This window comes from Echinicola pacifica DSM 19836 (assembly GCF_000373245.1).
Taxonomy (GTDB): domain Bacteria; phylum Bacteroidota; class Bacteroidia; order Cytophagales; family Cyclobacteriaceae; genus Echinicola; species Echinicola pacifica.
Genome location: NZ_KB890739.1, coordinates 529,064 through 546,422, shown reverse-complemented (window position 1 = coordinate 546,422; position 17,359 = coordinate 529,064). Strand labels below are relative to the sequence as shown.

The window sequence follows — 17,359 nt, the reverse complement described above, 5'->3', positions numbered from 1 at the left end:
CTGATGTATTAATGCTGGCTATTTTCCCTATATCGGCCAAGAAACAATTTTTAGGCCCTTTTGAAATAATCTAACAAGATATCACTCCCCCAAAGAGGCATTTGTCTCTCATCAACTCCTCAGNCGCTCATATGTTTTAAATAGTAAATAGTAGTTTTTGCAGCCTGCTGCCGTCAAAGATATGCTTGTTTAAAATTAAAAAAAGCAAGCAAGCCAAAAATCACTTTACTACCTCACTGAAAATGAAGCAATAAAGAATTTCCGTTATTGATAATGGATGGGACTGCATAGCTTCTGAGCTAAACTTTGCATTCAATATTCATGCTAAATAGATAGGGATCACAAACTTTCTACTATTTTTTCACTATTTGAAAACCAATAGTCTCCAAAGTCCACAAATAATAAATACTAATCCCTCTTTTATGATATTTTCTAAGCTGAAATTGCATAAACCTAAAAGTTAAAAACCAGCGCTGAAGTAAGGGATTTCAACCTTTTCCAATTTTTGAGGTTTACCAGGTTTTTTTCCTGCGAATATTGAATTAGATATTCCTATTAAAAATCCTGCCTATAAAAAATGATAATAAAATTTAAGAGTGAGGAGCCTATCCCCGCAAAGGTGGCATTTCTTAATCTGAAGAGGGGAGAATAATAAAACAACCAATTCTGGCAGATAATTAGTGTTCGCTAATTATTGAGGTATTGCCCCTCCACATGCCTTTGCGCTCCCTTCTTTCCTGTAGAGGATAAGTCTATATCTATAGTCAAGCCATATATATAATAATTGACGAGGAAGAAAGAAAAGATAAAGCGCCAAAAGTCTGTCAAATTGTCGGTATTTTATTAATTTCGCATTCAAATTTGATTGAACAGTGCTATGGAGAACATTATCAAAGATATCGACATTCTACCTGTAGAAGAGGCGCAAGCATGTGAGTACAAAACTACGGTGGATGAAAATACCGGTAAGACAAAGAAACTATATATAGAAAGCTATGGCTGTCAGATGAATTTCTCTGACAGTGAGATAGTGGCGTCCATCATGAAGGACAACGGTTTTGACACCACGTCCAATTATGAGCAAGCCGATGTCATTTTTTTAAATACTTGTTCTATACGCGAAAAAGCGGAGCAGACTGTACGCAAAAGGCTCAGCCAGTTCAATACGATCAAAAAACAAAATCCTTCTCTGACTATAGGGGTACTAGGCTGTATGGCTGAGCGCTTAAAGGACAAGCTTCTGGAGGAAGAAAAACTTGTGGATGTGGTGGTCGGACCTGACGCCTACCGTGACCTCCCCAATCTGGTCAAAGACGCCGAAGACGGAGACAAAGGAGTAAATACCTTCCTTTCCAGAGAGGAAACCTACGCGGATATAGCCCCTGTGAGACTAAACTCCAATGGCATCAGCGCCTTCATCTCCATCATGAGAGGGTGTGATAATATGTGTTCTTTCTGTGTGGTACCCTTTACGAGGGGCCGGGAAAGAAGCCGTGATCCACACTCCATCGTCAAGGAAGCGCAGGATCTATTTGACCAAGGCTATAAAGAAGTGACCTTATTGGGTCAGAATGTGGATTCCTATAAATGGTCTCCAGAAGAAAACAATAAAGCAAGACTCATCAAGCAGGAAGGAGACGTCAGCGAGGTGATCACCTTTGCGAATTTGCTTGAGATGGTGGCATTGATCAGCCCTCAGCTTCGCATCCGATTCTCCACATCTCATCCTAAGGACATCACTGATGAGGTGCTCTATACGATGAAGAAGTATAATAATATCTGTAAATACATTCACCTCCCTGTGCAAAGCGGCAATACACGCGTGCTCGATCTGATGAATCGTACCTATACCCGCGACTGGTATCTGGAAAGGATATCAAAAATCCGGGAGATCCTTGGGGAGGAATGCGGCATCTCATCGGATATGATTTCCGGATTCTGCACCGAGACCGAGGAGGAGCATGAGGAGACCCTTAGCCTAATGGACATTGTGAAGTTTGACTTCGCCTATATGTTTTATTATTCTGAGCGTCCAGGAACCCTGGCTGCAAAGAAATACGAAGATGATATTCCATTGAAAGTGAAGAAAAGAAGGCTTCAGGAGATCATTGATAAGCAGGCGGTACATTCTTACGCAAGAAATAAGCAGGATCTCGGCCAAATCCAAGAGGTATTGGTAGAAGGAAGCTCAAAGCGATCGGAGCTACAGCTGAAAGGCAGAAACTCGGCGAACAAGGTCGTAATTTTTGATAAGGGAAATCATCAAAAGGGAGATTATGTAACCGTAAAAATTGTGGATTGCACTCCTGCCACCCTTTTTGGAGAAGTACTTTCCTAATCTTTCAACAGCATCCTCTATGATCACCGACCAAGAAGTATTAAGTGTAAAACAGCGATTTGGAATAATTGGCAACAGCCCATTACTCAATCACGCCATTCGGGTGGCCATGCAAGCCTCCCCCACCGATATGACGGTGCTGATCACAGGAGAAAGTGGATCCGGAAAGGAGTCATTTAGTAAGATCATTCACTCCTTAAGCACTCGCAAGCACGGGAAGTTCATTGCAATTAACTGCGGTGCTATCCCTGAAGGCACGATAGACTCGGAGCTATTTGGGCATGAAAAGGGATCTTTTACAGGGGCACATGAAGCTCGAAAAGGCTACTTTGATGTCACCGACGGAGGATCTATATTTCTGGATGAGATAGGTGAAATGCCACTAGGCACCCAAGCCCGCTTACTTCGGGTACTAGAAAATGGTGAATTTATAAAGGTAGGCTCCTCCAAAGTTCAAAAAACGGATGTAAGGGTCATCGCCGCTACCAATGTCAAGCTGTTTCAGGCCGTGGAAAAAGGGAAGTTTCGAGAGGATTTATATTATAGATTGAACACCGTGCCCATTTTTGTGCCGCCACTGCGGGAGCGTGGGGATGATGTCAATTTGCTGTTCCGAAAATTCACTACTGATTTCAGTGAAAAATATAGCGTAAAGCCTATTTCTCTAGATTATGAGGCGAAGGAATTATTGAAAAAATTCCCTTTTAAAGGCAATATTCGGCAGCTCAAAAACCTGGCAGAGCAGATCTCATTATTAGAAGAAAATAGAGAGGTGGACGCCATCACCTTGGCAAAATACCTCCCTAGTGAAGAGTCCAACCTTCCGGCTCCATACAATTCCAAAAACGGAAAAGATGGGGAAAGCAGCTCTGATTTCTCGGAGCGGGAAATCCTCTATAAGGTGTTATTTGATATGAAAAAAGACATGACCGAATTGAAAAAATTGGTCTTGGACACTTATCAATCTGGAGGAATAAACCAAAACATCCTTAAGAAGCACCATTCATTATTTGAGGATATGGACACGTCGGTATCCTTCGATGAAGACAGCCCAAAGGAATCCCCCTCCTCCATGCCTATTGTCCTGGAATCAGGCAAACTGGCTTCCTCCCATTCTGAAGACTATGATGATGAAGGCATAGAAGATATCATTCATGAGGAGGATGACAACTCCTTGTCCATCGAAAAGAAGGAAAAAGAATTGATCATCAAGGCCTTGCGCAAGCATAATAATAAACGAAAATACGCTGCCCAGGATCTGGGGATTTCTGAGCGGACCTTATACCGTAAAATCAAACAATATGATATCAATGAATAGCAAAAATACGGGCATAAGGCTGCTGATTGCCTTATTGATATCGGCCTTTGTTGGAGCCTGCAAGGTGGAATACAGCTTTACAGGCACCACGATAGATTATAATACAACACAGACCTTTTCGGTAGCAAACTTCTTCAATGATTCTGGTGGAGGGCCTGCCAATATGGGTCAGAACTTCACTGAATCGCTAAAAGATTATTTCCAGCGAAATACCCAGCTGGATCTGGTGCAGAACAATGGTGACCTCCAGTTTGAAGGAGCCATCACCCGGTATAATATCACGCCACAGGCCACGGTATCCACCACAGACCCCAACCAACCTGACAGGGCTGGCCAAATGCGTCTGACGATAGCCGTAGAGGTGAATTACCTCAACCTGAAAAATGAAGAGGAGGACAATAAGAAGACTTATTCATTTTACCAGGATTATGATCCTCGGACCACCTCTTTATTGGCGGTGGAAACGGATCTTATAGACGATATCTTCGAAAACATCATTCAGGATATTTTCACCTCCACTGTGGCAAATTGGTAATTTTAAGTAAATTAGACCTCTAACAAAAAACTGTCCCGTGAACGCAGCAGAACTTCTACAGATCATCCAAAGGCCAAATGAGCTCAGCAAGGAGGATTTCAGAGCCTTAATCAAGCTCCATGAAACCTTCCCATATTTCCTTGTGCCCAAGGTATTGGCGGCTAAGTATGAGCAGAAGATAGCGGGAAGCAGCTCCAAGGAGCTCCTGCATTGGGCGGCGGTGGAGAGTCCTGACCGGTCTTGGCTGAAGCAGCTAATCGAAGAGGAAGTGGTATTGCCAGGAGAATCCTCCAAGAACATCGCTCCTGCCAAAGATCCGGAAGCCATCATCCAGCAGGAAAAGGAAAATCCACCAGCTATCAACTCACGTGCAGAAGTACTCAAGAAGCTTGAGGAAAATCTTAACAAACTTCGCAAGCCTGAAGCCGAAAACCCAGGTAAAACACCTGAGGTCAAAGCGGTGGATGCGGCAGAAGCGGCAGTGCCTGCAGCAGAAGAAATAGAAGCTATGGAGCCGGCTAAGAAGAAGAAAGCAGGCATCAAGCGCAAAGGAGGAGACGACCTCATAGAAACGATCCGTCAAAAGGAGAAAAAGGAAATAAAAGACGCTAAGAAGCAAGAGCAGATGGACATCATCAAGGCTTTTAGCTCAAAGGATATCAAGCTGGCAGCCATTAAGGAAAACGAGGACAGTAAAAAATTGGCAGACTTATCAGAGAGCAGCACGGTACTTTCTGACAAGCTTATATCGGAGTCTTACGCTAAATTATTGCTGAAACAAGGCAAAAAAGAAAAAGCAAAAGGCATTTATCGAAAATTAAGTTTGAAATTTCCGAAGAAAAAAGCTTATTTTGCGGAATTATTAAAAGAATTAGAAGGATAAAAATTTAAGCATATGTTTACTTTATTGATCAGCGTCATCATCGTAATGGCAGTTATCTTGGTACTGGTAATTCTTGGCCAAGACTCCAAAGGTGGTGTAGGTGCCGCTTTTGGCGGTGGAGCATCCCAGATTATGGGGGTTACCAAAACCGGTAATATACTAGAGAAAGCCACTTGGGTATTGGCTATTTCCATCTTGATTCTTTCTTTGGGCACTTCTGCCTTTTTTGAGAGCAATATTGGTGGATCTACTGAATTCTCCTCTCCAAATATTGAGAGTGCCAAAGAACAAATGGTAGCTCCAGCTTTTGGTGGTGAAGAAAGCATTCTTCCTGAGGAGAGTGAAAGCCTTACTCCTGCAGATTCCGCAGAGTAAACTACAAAGCACAAAAAATTCTAGAGCCTGGTAAATACTTATCAGGCTCTTTTTGCGTTTAAATAATCAGCAATATTTGTAGTGTATATTAAAAATATGCAAAAAACAGCCTTTACAAGACCTATTATTTGTATTAGCTGGACAAAAGCATTAATTTTAATTTATTGGAAACTTTAACCATAAAAATCATTCATCTTTATGTTTGAAAATTATAAAACCCTTGAAGATCTCGGAGCAAATGAATGGCCTAATGTCATATTATGGGCCGCGCCTGTAATGTTTGCATTGGTATTTGCGGAGTGGGGTCTGAGTATTTACAAAAATAGAGACAGTTACGATGGCAAGGATTTCCTTGCAGCATCCAGCATTGGGCTGATCAATGTAGGGATCAGCGCCTTGATCAAGGTAGCCTTATTTACGGCGGTTTTATTCTTTTGGAATATCGTCCCCTGGAAAATCCCTCCTACCTGGTGGTCTTTTATTCCTTGTTTTATTGCCATTGATTTTGCTAGATATTGGGCCCACCGTGTGGCACATGAGCAGCGTTTCTGGTGGGCCACTCACGTCACCCATCACAATTCCACAAAATATAACTTCTCAGTATCTTTCCGACTGAGCTGGACCCAGCATATCAAATTCATCTTCTTCATCCCCGTGGTGATGATAGGATTTGACCCATTTGTCTTCTTTATCTGCCACCAGATAGCGGTGCTTTATCAGTTTTGGATTCATACCGAATACATCACTAAGCTTCCGGCTCCTATCGAGTACCTATTCACCACGCCGTCTCACCACCGCGTGCACCATGCAAGTGATGAGCATTACTTAGACAAAAACTACGGTTCTACCTTCATCATTTGGGACAGAATATTTGGTACCTTTATGGAAGAAAAAGAGCGACCTACCTATGGAATCACTAAGCCCGTAAGCACTTATAATCCGGTAACTTTGGTATTTCATGAATGGTATGATATCGTCAGCGACCTTAAGCAAGCAGAAAACAGAAAAGAAGCGATGCAGATTATGTTTGGAAAGCCCGGAGATGAGGTAATCAAAAACCGAGAACTCAGAAGAGCCCAAAGGCTGGAAAGCCAAAAAGTACCTGCCGCACCTATATTGAATGAACAGGAGCCCTCATTGCTCCAAAAAGAAAGATAAACTACCTAAAGCCCGACTATCGTCGGGCTTTTTTTTTTGACAAAAACCCTATTGCCTAATCTGCATAGGTGATTTTGATTTTTCAGACCTGGGGTTCACAAAGCAAAATGATTCCCCGTATTACCCCCCCCCCTGCACTTGCCCATAAACATGAGATCATGGCAGAAATAGGAAGACCTATCCGAAGTGAGCCCCTCTCCTAAAATGCAAGCTTTGCATACAGTGGATATAATGTCAATCACTACTAGCCAACTACAGGGTAATATCCTTACGAGGTTTTGAGCGTAGAGCGTTCACGGGCATATCATTCAGGGTCGAAAACTTTATAGATTTCAGCTTATATCATTACATTTTAAACAGGAAAGGCTATATAGAAGATTACCGGTTGGCTTACTGGCTAGCAGGCAATAAAGTACTTTAAGGACAGCTCGGCCTAGAACTATAAAATAGTCTCACTACTAAGCTTAATTTTAGATGAGAGGCACTTTACAGTTTTCCATTTGGCCAAAGAAGTGAAGGCTACCCCGTTTATCTTTGGAGTAGAAAGGGCATGAGCAGGGTATTTTAGGTCGTGAAGGGTTTGCGGTATAGCGACATATTCCCCATCAATAAGGAGGCATTGCGAAAGAGTAAACTCACATTTGGAAGGAAAAACCTCTTTCACCTGTGGTGAGGAGCCCTTTTATTTCCCATCAAGCAATCATCCTGAGCAGCATACGCTTACTCACTGGGAGCAAACTCTCTTCTAGCGGAACCATATTATTGCTATGCACCCTCCAAGCCGCCGGATTTGGCAGTTCTCGGTGGCTCCGTACCAGATCGAGCTTAATCTGTTCATAAGAATGGGCCAGGGATTTTTTTTCCTTTCGGAGATAAGAAAAAGCAATCCCCCGATAATGCTCAGTACTGTTTTCAAATAGTTTTATTTGATAATTATAAACGTGAATATCACTGGATTTTTCACAGGAAATAAAGACATATCCTTCCCTCTGGTATAGGGGAGACAGTCCTACGGGCTCCACTTGAATATGCTCTTCGATAAAGTCATAGATACCCTTACCTTCCTCAATATACCGTTTCAATTCTGGCAGCGAGAAAGCGATGATATCATCAAGTTCCTTCATCATTTCAGACTCCTGGAGCAGTGATTTACGTTTAAACTGCAGCTTGTCGGGATCCAGGCCCACGACTTTGGTAGGAAAAGCCTGCTGCAGCCCTTTTTTATTTTCGCTTAGAATCTTCAGGTTTTGGTAATGCCTGATGAGGTCTGCTAATGGCGGATAGAGTCTGACCCTTGTAAAGGCCGATTCTACTTCCTTAAGATAAGCGAGGAGAAGGTATTTCTTGTACTCGAAGTCGATCCATCCTTCTTCTACCCAGTGATCAGATAAGGTCTTCATAGGCGAGGTTTTATTACAGAATTTACTAAAAATCTGACAAAAGTGTCAAGCATTGAACGAAAATTTGTCAGCCTAAAGAATATTTCCGGAAGGATCATGACAGCCTTTGTGGTAATAATAAGACTTTATGTCATGATAAGGTACTGTAATTTCATTGGCACAGGAAATGCTATATGGACAGCAGAACACGCAATAAACTTTATAAAATCAATACTATTATGTCAAAAGTGAACATCAAACCACTTGCAGACAGAGTTCTAGTAGAACCTGCTGCTGCTGAAGAAAAAACAGCTTCCGGACTATACATTCCTGACACTGCCAAAGAGAAGCCACAGAAAGGCACTGTTGTAGCTGTAGGCAATGGTAAAAAAGATGAACCACTTACTGTTCAGGTGGGAGACACTGTATTGTATGGCAAGTATGCCGGTACAGAACTTTCTGTAGAAGGTGCTGATTATTTGATCATGAGAGAATCTGACATATTTGCGATTCTTTAATCACTCTTCACTCATTTTAAGTAAACAGTAAAAAATCTAAAAAATTAAAAGAAATGGCAAAGGAATTATTTTTCGATACAGACGCTAGAGACAGGCTTAAAAAAGGCGTGGATGCACTAGCTGAAGCAGTAAAAGTAACATTAGGCCCTAAAGGCAGAAATGTAATTATTGACAAGAAATTTGGCGCTCCTACTATCACAAAAGATGGTGTATCGGTAGCAAAAGAAATCGAACTGTCAGAACCTATCGAAAACATGGGTGCGCAGTTGGTAAAAGAAGTAGCTTCCAAAACTGCTGATAATGCAGGTGATGGTACGACTACTGCTACTGTACTTACGCAGGCGATCTTCAATGTAGGGATCAAGAACGTAGCAGCAGGTGCTAATCCAATGGATCTTAAAAGAGGAATTGACAAAGCTGTAGCGGCGGTTGTGGCTGAGCTTAGAGCAACTTCCAAAGAGATCTCTACTTCTAAAGAAATCGCTCAGGTAGGAACTATCTCCGCTAACAATGACGAAGAGATCGGTAATATGATCGCTAACGCCATGGAGAAAGTAGGCAAAGACGGTGTAATCACTGTAGAAGAAGCTAAAGGTACTGAAACTGAAGTGAGAACTGTAGAAGGTATGCAGTTTGACAGAGGTTACCTTTCTCCATACTTCACCACCAATACGGAGAAGATGGAAGCTGAATTGGAGAGCCCATATATCTTGATCTATGACAAGAAGATCTCTTCCATGAAGGAATTGCTTCCTGTTCTTGAGCCAGTAGCTCAGTCAGGCAAGCCACTTTTGATCATCGCTGAAGATGTCGATGGTGAAGCTCTTGCTACTCTTGTAGTAAACAAAATCAGAGGTGCTCTGAAAGTTGCTGCTGTAAAAGCTCCAGGATTCGGTGACAGAAGAAAAGCTATGCTTGAGGATATCGCTATCCTGACTGGTGGTACTGTTATCTCTGAAGAAAGAGGTTATAAATTAGAAAATGCAACAGTAGAATACCTAGGTACTGCTGAGAAAATCAATATCGATAAGGACAATACTACCATCGTAAATGGTGCTGGTGAAAAATCCGCTATCGAAGCTCGTATCTCTGAGATCAAGTCTCAAATCGACAAAACTACTTCTGACTACGATAGAGAGAAATTGCAAGAAAGACTTGCTAAGCTTTCTGGTGGTGTGGCTATCCTTTATATAGGTGCTGCTACTGAAGTGGAAATGAAAGAGAAGAAAGACCGTGTTGACGATGCATTGCACGCAACCAGAGCTGCTGTCCAAGAAGGCGTGGTAGTTGGTGGTGGTGTGGCCCTAATCAGAGCATCCTCTGCTCTGGATGGCCTCAAAGGGGAAAACGATGACCAGGACACTGGTATCAATATCATCAAGCAAGCTATCGAGTCTCCACTAAGATCTATCGTGGCCAATGCTGGCGCGGAAGGATCAGTAGTGATCAACAAAATCAAAGAAGGAACAGGAAACTATGGTTATAACGCCAGAACAGACAAGTTTGAAGACTTGTTCGAAGCTGGAGTTATTGACCCAACTAAAGTGACCCGTCTAGCCCTTGAAAATGCGGCTTCTATCGCAGCACTTCTACTTACTACCGAATGTGTAGTGGCAGATATGAAAGAAGAAGGCGGAAATGCTGGTGCACCTCCAATGGGTGGCGGCATGGGTGGCATGATGTAATCCATTTAGTTGCCTATAAAATGAAAGGGATGTCTTATGACATCCCTTTTTTGTTGATCAACTTTTGGATTTTGTAAATGTGTTAATGAAAAAAGACATCATCCCTCAAAGAAAAATTTTTTTATACTTAAAATATAATCGTATCTTACTCGCTACTGGAGAATTAAAAACCAAACATTATTTAAGTTCCAATCGATGCTTTCTTTCGATTCAATCGTATTAATTGATGACGATCCTATCAATAACCTCATAAATAAGAGGTTACTCCGAAAAGCCGGAATATGTCCATCTATCGTAGAGTTTTTGGAAGCTGAAGATGCCCTTCAGCGTATCATAGACCTTGATAAATCGGACAGATTACTGATCTTTCTGGATATAAACATGCCTGTAATGAACGGTTGGGATTTCTTATGTCAATATCAGGAAAAATGCCCTGATAGAAATGACCATATTTTGATGCTATCAAGCTCTATAGACTATAATGACAAGAAAAAATCCATGGCCTACCAGGCCGTGAGAGGCTTTATAGAAAAACCGCTTACCAGCATTAAGCTTTTTGAAGTCCTTCCAGAATACGTAAAGCATGAATAATATTTCCTCGCACAGCACCCTGGAAGTGTATTCCTTCGCGGATAACCACCTCCAAAAAAACCTTATCACTGCCCCAGAGGAATTACATAGCTATCTGGGAAAAAAAGAACGCAAATTTTGGGTCAATATCCCAAGCCTCACAGACGAGAACCTGCTGCAGCAGGTTTCGGAAATTTTCGATATCCACCCCTTAGTAATTGAGGATATACTGAACACCTCCCAGCGTCCCAAAATAGAGGAATTTGATCATCAGATTTTTGTGGTGACCAAAATGCTTTACTCCAAAAATACCATCCGGGAAATACAGGCCGAACAGGTCAGTTTAGTCTTTGGTGACAATTATATCATCTCCTTTCAGGAAACACCCCAAGACATCTTTGATGGCATACGCCTTAGGCTGGAAAACCCTAAGAGCAAAATGAGAAAACTGGGAACAGACTACTTCACCTATGCCCTCATTGACAGCATTGTGGATGAGTATTATGTAATCCTTGAGCTATTCAATGATGCTGTGGAAAACTGTGAGGATCAGATTATCAAAAACACAAACTCGATTAGCCTGGAATCCATCCATAACTATAGAAAAACACTCCGAAAGATAAAACACAGCACTTGGCCTATCCGGGAAATTCTATCCCTTTGGAGAAAATCTGAACATCCGCTAATCAAAAGAAAAAACCTCACCTATGTCAATGATGTTTACGAGCATAGTATTGAGATCCTTGAAGGCCTGGAGCTGCAAAGGGAGACGCTCAGCAACCTGGCAGAGCTATATATGACCCAACTAAGCATCAAGCAAAATGAGGTCATGAAAACACTTACCGTGATCTCTACGATCTTCATTCCACTCACTTTTATCTCAGGGATCTATGGGATGAATTTTGAGGTAATGCCTGAACTTCAGTGGAAATATGGATACCTCATGGTATGGCTGGTTTTTTCCGTAATGATCGCAGGAATGATCGTCTATTTCAAGAAGAAAAACTGGTTCTAACCAACTCTAATCCACTTCATATAACTCCAGAGGCAGCCCATCTGGATCCTGAAAAAACAGGAAACGCCTGCCGGTAAGCTGATCCATACGTATATCTTCCACGCAAAGTCCCTCTGCCTTCAAATACCGGGCGGCCTCTTCTATATCCCCCACCCCAAATGCCAAATGCCTAAGGCCTTTTGCTTCGGGCCTGCTAAGGCGCTCTGGTGGCTCCGGAAAGGAAAACAATTCTATAATATACCGCCCCTCCAAAGCCAGGTCCAGCTTATACGAATCACGGGATTCTCGATAAACTTCCTGTAGGATTTCCAAGCCGAGGATACGGGTATAGAAATCCTTAGACTGAGCATAATCCCCGCAAATAATCGCTATATGATGTACGCCTTTTAACTTCATCATTAAAAATAAAAATAAATTAGCCTTGCGTCAAATCCTTTATTAATTCAAAGTACTAAACTCAATTATAATATTGTAAATTAAAAAACACATTTTTCTACAGTCTGAGGAATCTATCCCTTAAAAAAATAGCCAAAATGTGGAATTTACAGTGTATTCAACCGTTTATACTAAAAAAATTGTTTTTGGTATAAACTTTGATCTACTTTTGCTTAATAAAATATTAATTTTAGTAATTTTACGGTGAAGCCGATTAGATTTTATGAGTATGCCCATTAAACTCCTTTTTACTAGTTTGTTAGTCTTTTTTTTGACTTCCGAAATTAATGCACAAAATTTTTATAAAGAACGAATTCCTAGACCTTATACAGTAAGTCTATATGGAGGTCCCGCAAGTATGTACACCGATAATGGTGGACCATATAGGGATTTGAATTTTCCAATATTCGGGTCTTTTGCACTTGCAGGAGAGAAGAAAATTACCAGTAGAGTGAATTTTAGAGCCACTCTTGGCTACCAGCATGTCAGCAGTAATAAGGAATACAATGCCAATCAAGCCTTCCAGTGGGGCGAAGATAATAAAGCTTATGCCTTTCAGGGAGATGCCTTTTATATCGATTTCAGCCCCGTATTCTATTTCATACCTTACCCATCCCATGTCATGAGACCAAGGGTAAATGGATATGCAGGAATTGGACTTGGGTACCTTGTCCTTCCCGGTCAGCAGGCTTTTGCTACCAAAGACCCGAATGGCGATCCAAAACTTAGCGTCATCGATATCACCAACAGCACCATTTATCTTCCCATCCGCTTAGGTGGGTCTATGGCCTTTGGATCTAATTGGGATATAGGCTTTGAGGGAAGCTTGTTTGCCTCCTTCTCTGATGAGCTGGACGGCAATGCAGGCACCAACCAAACCAATGACCTATTCATGCAAGCAAACTTCTTTGTGAAACATTATATTTCTCCTTTTCCCTTCTGGAAGAAATAAAGAGTATCCTCCTATTTATTATCCTATAACCGATGCACCTCCTTGCCAACGCATGGCTAAAGCGTACTGTTTCTGTACTTAAAGATGGTCAGGTTCAATTTATAAGGAAGGTTAATAGCCAGAATAGAATAATATAACCCGCAGATCACTCTTATTTACTGATGCTAAAAGTTAAGGGGAAGACAGCTATACACCTACTTAGCAGGTCGAATAAGCCCTATTCAAACTTAGGTGGATTAGTGATCGCTAAGATCGCATCTTGGTATTAAAGTAATAATATCATCCTGACCCATTCGGGCAAGAACACTATACAACAAAAAAATCTCTCCTTTTATTTCCACACTTATATAATGGGAGTTTTAAAAGGAGAGATAGATCGATATCCTATTTTTTGGACATAGCCGGTAGGATAACAGTGCTTCTTGATATCCATCAGGTGGGAGGCCCTATTGACCAGCTTATCCCCGAATGGAGTAATTACTTTAAATGATTCTTTTTAGGTAATCGCCATAACCACTTTTACCTAATTTTTCCGCTTGCTGAAGTAGCTGCTCTTTATTGATATAGCCTTTTCGGTAAGCGATCTCCTCCACACAGCCAATTTTAAGTCCTTGACGCTCTTCAATCACCTCGACAAATTGACCGGCTTGCTGTAGCGACTGATGCGTACCAGTATCCAGCCATGCTGTCCCTCTGCTCAATATCCCAACACTGAGTTTCCCTTCTTCAAGATAGACATTATTCACATCCGTAATCTCTAACTCACCGCGGTGGCTGGGCTTTATTTTCTTAGCTATTTCGACTACTCTATTATCATAAAAATACAATCCAGGTACTGCGAAATTGGATTTAGGCTTAGAAGGTTTCTCCTCTATGCTTATGGCCTTTTTATCTTTATCAAACTCCACTACACCGTAGCGCTGGGGATCATTGACGTGATAAGCGAATACCACCCCACCTTCAGGATCGGTATGATTCATCAGGTTTTCCTGTAATCCTGAGCCATAAAAGATATTATCTCCCAAAATCAGCGCGACTTTATCATCGCCAATAAACTCCTCTCCGATCACAAATGCCTGAGCAAGTCCCTCCGGCTTTGGCTGGATCGCAAAGGTAAATTCACATCCCAGATGAGAACCATCTCCCAGAAGCTTCTGGAAGGCCTCAGAATCCTCCGGTGTGGTAATTATCAGCACTTCGCGGATTCCTGCCATCATCAGCACTGATAATGGATAGTAAATCATGGGCTTGTCATATACCGGCATGAGCTGCTTGCTTACCGCTATGGTCAATGGATAGAGTCGGGTACCGGATCCTCCGGCCAAAATAATACCTTTCATATTAAAAGTGTTTTTGAAATGTTTACGAAGATAAGCTTAGTCTTGTAATAAGAAAAACCTGTGTACCATTCTGACAAAAAACAGGCCAATAAAAAAAAAGCCCGAGAGGAATCCTTCCCCCCAGGCTTTGACCCTAATAAATATTGGTATAATCAATCAAAAGCAAAAACGATCGCTTCTGGATGTTTAATTCTTTTTCTAGCTGAAGCGGATAAGTTGAGTTCCACCTTACCATCTTTCACCTTGGCCTTAACTTTGGAGCCTCCTTCAATCAAGCTCACGTGGCTTCCGCTTGGCGCCTGCTCAGCAGTCCAGCGAATGGTGGCAGGGATTTCCTCTCCCTCTGGGATGAGGACAATCGCATATTTCTCACCTGACTTTCCTTGGGTAAAAAACACCTTACCGTCCTGATACACTTTGGTGGTTCGCGTATTATAGATGGCCTGTCCATTGACCTCGAGCCAACTTCCAATACCCGCCAATCGCTCCACATCCTCGTCACGAACTAATCCTTGTGGAGTAGGACCAACGCCTAATAATAGGCTTCCACCCTTTGCGACCACCTCGGCAAGTGTATGCACCACTTTGGTTACCGACTTATAATTCTGATGCTCAGTATATCCCCAGGCGTGGCCTAAAGTCATACAGGCTTCCCAGGGTACATCCATCTGATGATCTGGAATACTCTGCTCAGGAGTCTGGTAGTTTTCGTAAGGTCCATGAACCGTCCTGTCCACCATGATAAGCCCAGGCTGAGCCTCCCGAGCCATAGATGCGATTTTTGGCATATCTATATCCTGGCTCCATTCTGGAATTCGCGCTCCCCAGGACCGCACTTCATCATTCACGGTCTCCAACGGTCTCACCCATCCGCCATCAAGCCATAATATATCCAGCTCACCATACTCATGCATCAATTCGCTGATCTGATTATAGGTAAACTCCTTATACTTATTCCATCTCCACGGATTCTTGCGAATATCATAATTATTATTACGATCTGCCGTGGCGTATTTTGACCACCAATAATATTCAGAATGCCAGTCAGGCTTAGAATAATAAGCCCCGATCATAAAGTCCTTCTTGCGGAATGCCTCAAAAACGTGTTTTGCTACATTTGCCTTCGGGTGATCCTTGAATGGCCCATCGGTGATTTTATAATCCGTCTCCTGGGTATCAAACATATTGAACCCGTCATGATGCTTGGTCGTGAAAACTACATATTTCATACCCGCTGCGTCTGCCGCATTCGCCCATTGATCCGGATCAAAAGACTGAGGATTAAACTCATCCTTTAAGCCCCAATACCAATCTTTGAAATCATTATAGCTGACAGTACTATCTCTATTGATCCAATCTTCTGAACATAAAGCCCATGATTCTATCATCCCCGGAACAGCATATACCCCCCAGTGAATGATCATTCCGAATTTCAAATCCTGCCATTGATCCAACTTCTCTACCACCATAGGGTCTGTAGGTGCCTCATATACACTGGACTGCTGATGCAAATTGTCCTGCTGTGCAAGAGCCTGAATTGACCAAACCAATCCTAATGTAATTACGCTAAGTCTGATGATATGCTTTTTCAATATTATTTATTTACCAATTGGCGATTTTTCTTTTTCGTTAAATAAAAGTACAACCATATTTCCATAATTAAAAATTTTAAAAAAGATTTATGCATTCGATAAACATTTAGTATTACATCTATGCTAAAACTTCCAGTGTGAAGGGTTATTATTGGTATTAATCACATATTTCATCTCATAAAAATTTAAAATTCACACAATTTTCAGAATTATAATCAGATTGAACTTTTGATTATTGGCCTCGACATAGAGATTTTAGTATATTGAAATGATAAGATTGATTTAATCTCATAATAGAACGAAATAAGGCCTATACCAACCCGCAATGGGACCTATCAGCCCAAACAATAAAACAGCGTGCTGGAAAAAAGAGACCATAAATCATCCAATCAAGAATTCCGTACCAAACAAACAGCAGAAATCAGATTACCATACCATAACCTACTATACTAAATGCGACCATATCTATTAGCAGAATCCAACTGGAAGGACCTCCGGAAGGCCAATATCGAGCTGGCCATTCTCCCTTGGGGAGCCACCGAGGCCCACAATTATCATCTACCCTATGGCACAGACAATTTTGAGGCTGAGGCGGTGGCCACGGAGGCCGCTCGAATTGCCCATGAAGCTGGCTCCTCCATCATTGTATTGCCCACCATCCCTTTTGGTGTAAACACAGGGCAAGCTGATATTTTTCTGGATATGAACCTAAATCCCAGCACCCAGCTTGCTATCGTAAAGGACATCACCGAGGTGCTGCACCGCCAGAAGGTCCGCAAGCTCCTCATTCTAAACAGCCATGGAGGAAATGATTTCAAGACCATCCTTCGGGAGGTGGGTTTATTATACCCGGATATGTTTTTTAGCGCATGCAATTGGTTTAGGTCCTTGGACAAAAAGAACTATTTTGAAAAAGAGGGAGATCATGCTGACGAGATGGAGACGAGCTTAATCATGTATCTTCACCCTCACTTGGTAAGGCCACTTGAGGAGGCAGGCCCAGGCGAGGAAAGACAATCTCTAGTCACAGGTATCCGGGAGGGATGGGCCTGGTCAGAGCGCAAGTGGTCACGAGTCACCAAAGACACCGGAATCGGCGATCCTTCTCTGGCAAGTGCCGAAAAAGGAGAAAAATACTTCAAGGATGTGACCGAAAAAGTAGCAAAGCTATTTATTGAATTAGCCACCCTAAACCAATACGATCCCTATAAATAAGAAAAGCCGGGATATAGTCCCGGCTTCCTTAATGGTATGATATGATTCTTA

At 42.0% G+C, this 17,359-nt stretch carries 16 protein-coding genes; 12 read left to right on the top strand and 4 right to left on the bottom strand.

Annotated features, from left to right (window positions below):
• Positions 1 to 877: 877 nt before the first annotated feature.
• From miaB to B050_RS0106790, 6 genes are all read left to right on the top strand, one after another.
• Complete coding sequence (miaB, locus tag B050_RS0106815; RefSeq protein ID WP_018473154.1) at positions 878 to 2,338, top strand: tRNA (N6-isopentenyl adenosine(37)-C2)-methylthiotransferase MiaB; 1,461 nt, start codon at positions 878 to 880, stop codon at positions 2,336 to 2,338.
• Positions 2,339 to 2,357: 19 nt separating this feature from the next.
• Positions 2,358 to 3,656 carry a sigma-54 interaction domain-containing protein gene (locus B050_RS0106810; protein ID WP_018473153.1) on the top strand — a complete coding sequence of 433 codons (1,299 nt, stop codon included), beginning with the start codon at positions 2,358 to 2,360 and terminating at the stop codon, positions 3,654 to 3,656.
• Entirely contained in the window at positions 3,649 to 4,191 is a 543-nt protein-coding gene (gene lptE / locus B050_RS0106805; protein WP_018473152.1) for an LPS assembly lipoprotein LptE, read from the top strand. Before B050_RS0106810 ends, lptE begins: the two co-directional genes overlap by 8 nt.
• A gap of 37 nt (positions 4,192 to 4,228) precedes the next feature.
• Complete coding sequence (locus B050_RS0106800) at positions 4,229 to 5,074, top strand: hypothetical protein (protein WP_018473151.1); 846 nt, start codon at positions 4,229 to 4,231, stop codon at positions 5,072 to 5,074.
• 12 nt (positions 5,075 to 5,086) lie between these two features.
• The gene (gene secG / locus B050_RS0106795; protein WP_018473150.1) at positions 5,087 to 5,449 is read left to right on the top strand and encodes a preprotein translocase subunit SecG; all 363 of its coding nucleotides are present in this window, start codon (positions 5,087 to 5,089) and stop codon (positions 5,447 to 5,449) included.
• A 198-nt stretch (positions 5,450 to 5,647) separates the two neighbouring features.
• Complete coding sequence (locus tag B050_RS0106790) at positions 5,648 to 6,607, top strand: sterol desaturase family protein (protein WP_018473149.1); 960 nt, start codon at positions 5,648 to 5,650, stop codon at positions 6,605 to 6,607.
• Positions 6,608 to 7,299: 692 nt separating this feature from the next.
• Here B050_RS0106790 and B050_RS0106785 read toward each other — a convergent pair.
• The gene (locus B050_RS0106785; RefSeq protein ID WP_018473148.1) at positions 7,300 to 8,007 is read right to left on the bottom strand and encodes a hypothetical protein; all 708 of its coding nucleotides are present in this window, start codon (positions 8,005 to 8,007) and stop codon (positions 7,300 to 7,302) included.
• A 218-nt stretch (positions 8,008 to 8,225) separates the two neighbouring features.
• Between B050_RS0106785 and B050_RS0106780 the strand changes: the two genes are divergently transcribed.
• The 4 genes from B050_RS0106780 to corA all read left to right on the top strand — a co-directional run bounded on the left by B050_RS0106780 (position 8,226) and on the right by corA (position 11,774).
• Positions 8,226 to 8,504 carry a co-chaperone GroES gene (locus B050_RS0106780; RefSeq protein ID WP_026235705.1) on the top strand — a complete coding sequence of 93 codons (279 nt, stop codon included), beginning with the start codon at positions 8,226 to 8,228 and terminating at the stop codon, positions 8,502 to 8,504.
• 53 nt (positions 8,505 to 8,557) lie between these two features.
• A complete protein-coding gene (groL, locus tag B050_RS0106775; protein ID WP_018473146.1) occupies positions 8,558 to 10,189 on the top strand; it encodes a chaperonin GroEL in 1,632 nt (543 codons plus the stop codon).
• Between the two features lie 195 nt (positions 10,190 to 10,384).
• Complete coding sequence (locus tag B050_RS0106770) at positions 10,385 to 10,780, top strand: response regulator (protein ID WP_018473145.1); 396 nt, start codon at positions 10,385 to 10,387, stop codon at positions 10,778 to 10,780.
• A complete protein-coding gene (corA, locus tag B050_RS0106765; protein ID WP_018473144.1) occupies positions 10,773 to 11,774 on the top strand; it encodes a magnesium/cobalt transporter CorA in 1,002 nt (333 codons plus the stop codon). The genes B050_RS0106770 and corA overlap by 8 nt, the downstream gene beginning before the upstream one ends.
• A 6-nt stretch (positions 11,775 to 11,780) precedes the next feature.
• On the opposite strand, the gene gloA2 is transcribed toward corA, so the two are convergent.
• A complete protein-coding gene (gene gloA2, locus B050_RS0106760) occupies positions 11,781 to 12,173 on the bottom strand; it encodes an SMU1112c/YaeR family gloxylase I-like metalloprotein (protein WP_018473143.1) in 393 nt (130 codons plus the stop codon).
• A gap of 292 nt (positions 12,174 to 12,465) precedes the next feature.
• Between gloA2 and B050_RS0106755 the strand changes: the two genes are divergently transcribed.
• On the top strand, positions 12,466 to 13,161 hold the full coding sequence (locus B050_RS0106755; RefSeq protein ID WP_229802440.1) for a hypothetical protein: 696 nt from the start codon (positions 12,466 to 12,468) through the stop codon (positions 13,159 to 13,161).
• 482 nt (positions 13,162 to 13,643) lie between these two features.
• Here B050_RS0106755 and rfbA read toward each other — a convergent pair whose 3' ends face one another.
• Together rfbA and B050_RS0106745 are read right to left on the bottom strand one after the other, a co-directional pair.
• Positions 13,644 to 14,501: a glucose-1-phosphate thymidylyltransferase RfbA gene (rfbA, locus tag B050_RS0106750; RefSeq protein WP_018473141.1), complete on the bottom strand. Its 858-nt coding sequence runs from the start codon at positions 14,499 to 14,501 to the stop codon at positions 13,644 to 13,646.
• A 152-nt stretch (positions 14,502 to 14,653) separates the two neighbouring features.
• Positions 14,654 to 16,093, bottom strand: coding sequence for an alpha-L-fucosidase (locus B050_RS0106745; protein ID WP_018473140.1), 1,440 nt, complete (start codon positions 16,091 to 16,093; stop codon positions 14,654 to 14,656).
• Positions 16,094 to 16,546: 453 nt separating this feature from the next.
• Between B050_RS0106745 and B050_RS0106740 the strand changes: the two genes are divergently transcribed.
• Complete coding sequence (locus B050_RS0106740) at positions 16,547 to 17,308, top strand: creatininase family protein (RefSeq protein WP_018473139.1); 762 nt, start codon at positions 16,547 to 16,549, stop codon at positions 17,306 to 17,308.
• Positions 17,309 to 17,359 lie beyond the last annotated feature (51 nt).

Bases quoted from the DNA above. Each gene is read 5' to 3' on its own strand.
- miaB (WP_018473154.1), top strand. From the start codon at position 878: ATGGAGAACATTATCAAAGATATCGACATTCTACCTGTAGAAGAGGCG.
- B050_RS0106810 (WP_018473153.1), top strand. From the start codon at position 2,358: ATGATCACCGACCAAGAAGTATTAAGTGTAAAACAGCGATTTGGAATA.
- lptE (WP_018473152.1), top strand. From the start codon at position 3,649: ATGAATAGCAAAAATACGGGCATAAGGCTGCTGATTGCCTTATTGATA.
- secG (WP_018473150.1), top strand. From the start codon at position 5,087: ATGTTTACTTTATTGATCAGCGTCATCATCGTAATGGCAGTTATCTTG.
- B050_RS0106790 (WP_018473149.1), top strand. From the start codon at position 5,648: ATGTTTGAAAATTATAAAACCCTTGAAGATCTCGGAGCAAATGAATGG.
- B050_RS0106785 (WP_018473148.1), bottom strand. From the start codon at position 8,007: ATGAAGACCTTATCTGATCACTGGGTAGAAGAAGGATGGATCGACTTC.
- B050_RS0106780 (WP_026235705.1), top strand. From the start codon at position 8,226: ATGTCAAAAGTGAACATCAAACCACTTGCAGACAGAGTTCTAGTAGAA.
- groL (WP_018473146.1), top strand. From the start codon at position 8,558: ATGGCAAAGGAATTATTTTTCGATACAGACGCTAGAGACAGGCTTAAA.
- B050_RS0106770 (WP_018473145.1), top strand. From the start codon at position 10,385: ATGCTTTCTTTCGATTCAATCGTATTAATTGATGACGATCCTATCAAT.
- corA (WP_018473144.1), top strand. From the start codon at position 10,773: ATGAATAATATTTCCTCGCACAGCACCCTGGAAGTGTATTCCTTCGCG.
- gloA2 (WP_018473143.1), bottom strand. From the start codon at position 12,173: ATGATGAAGTTAAAAGGCGTACATCATATAGCGATTATTTGCGGGGAT.
- rfbA (WP_018473141.1), bottom strand. From the start codon at position 14,501: ATGAAAGGTATTATTTTGGCCGGAGGATCCGGTACCCGACTCTATCCA.
- B050_RS0106740 (WP_018473139.1), top strand. From the start codon at position 16,547: ATGCGACCATATCTATTAGCAGAATCCAACTGGAAGGACCTCCGGAAG.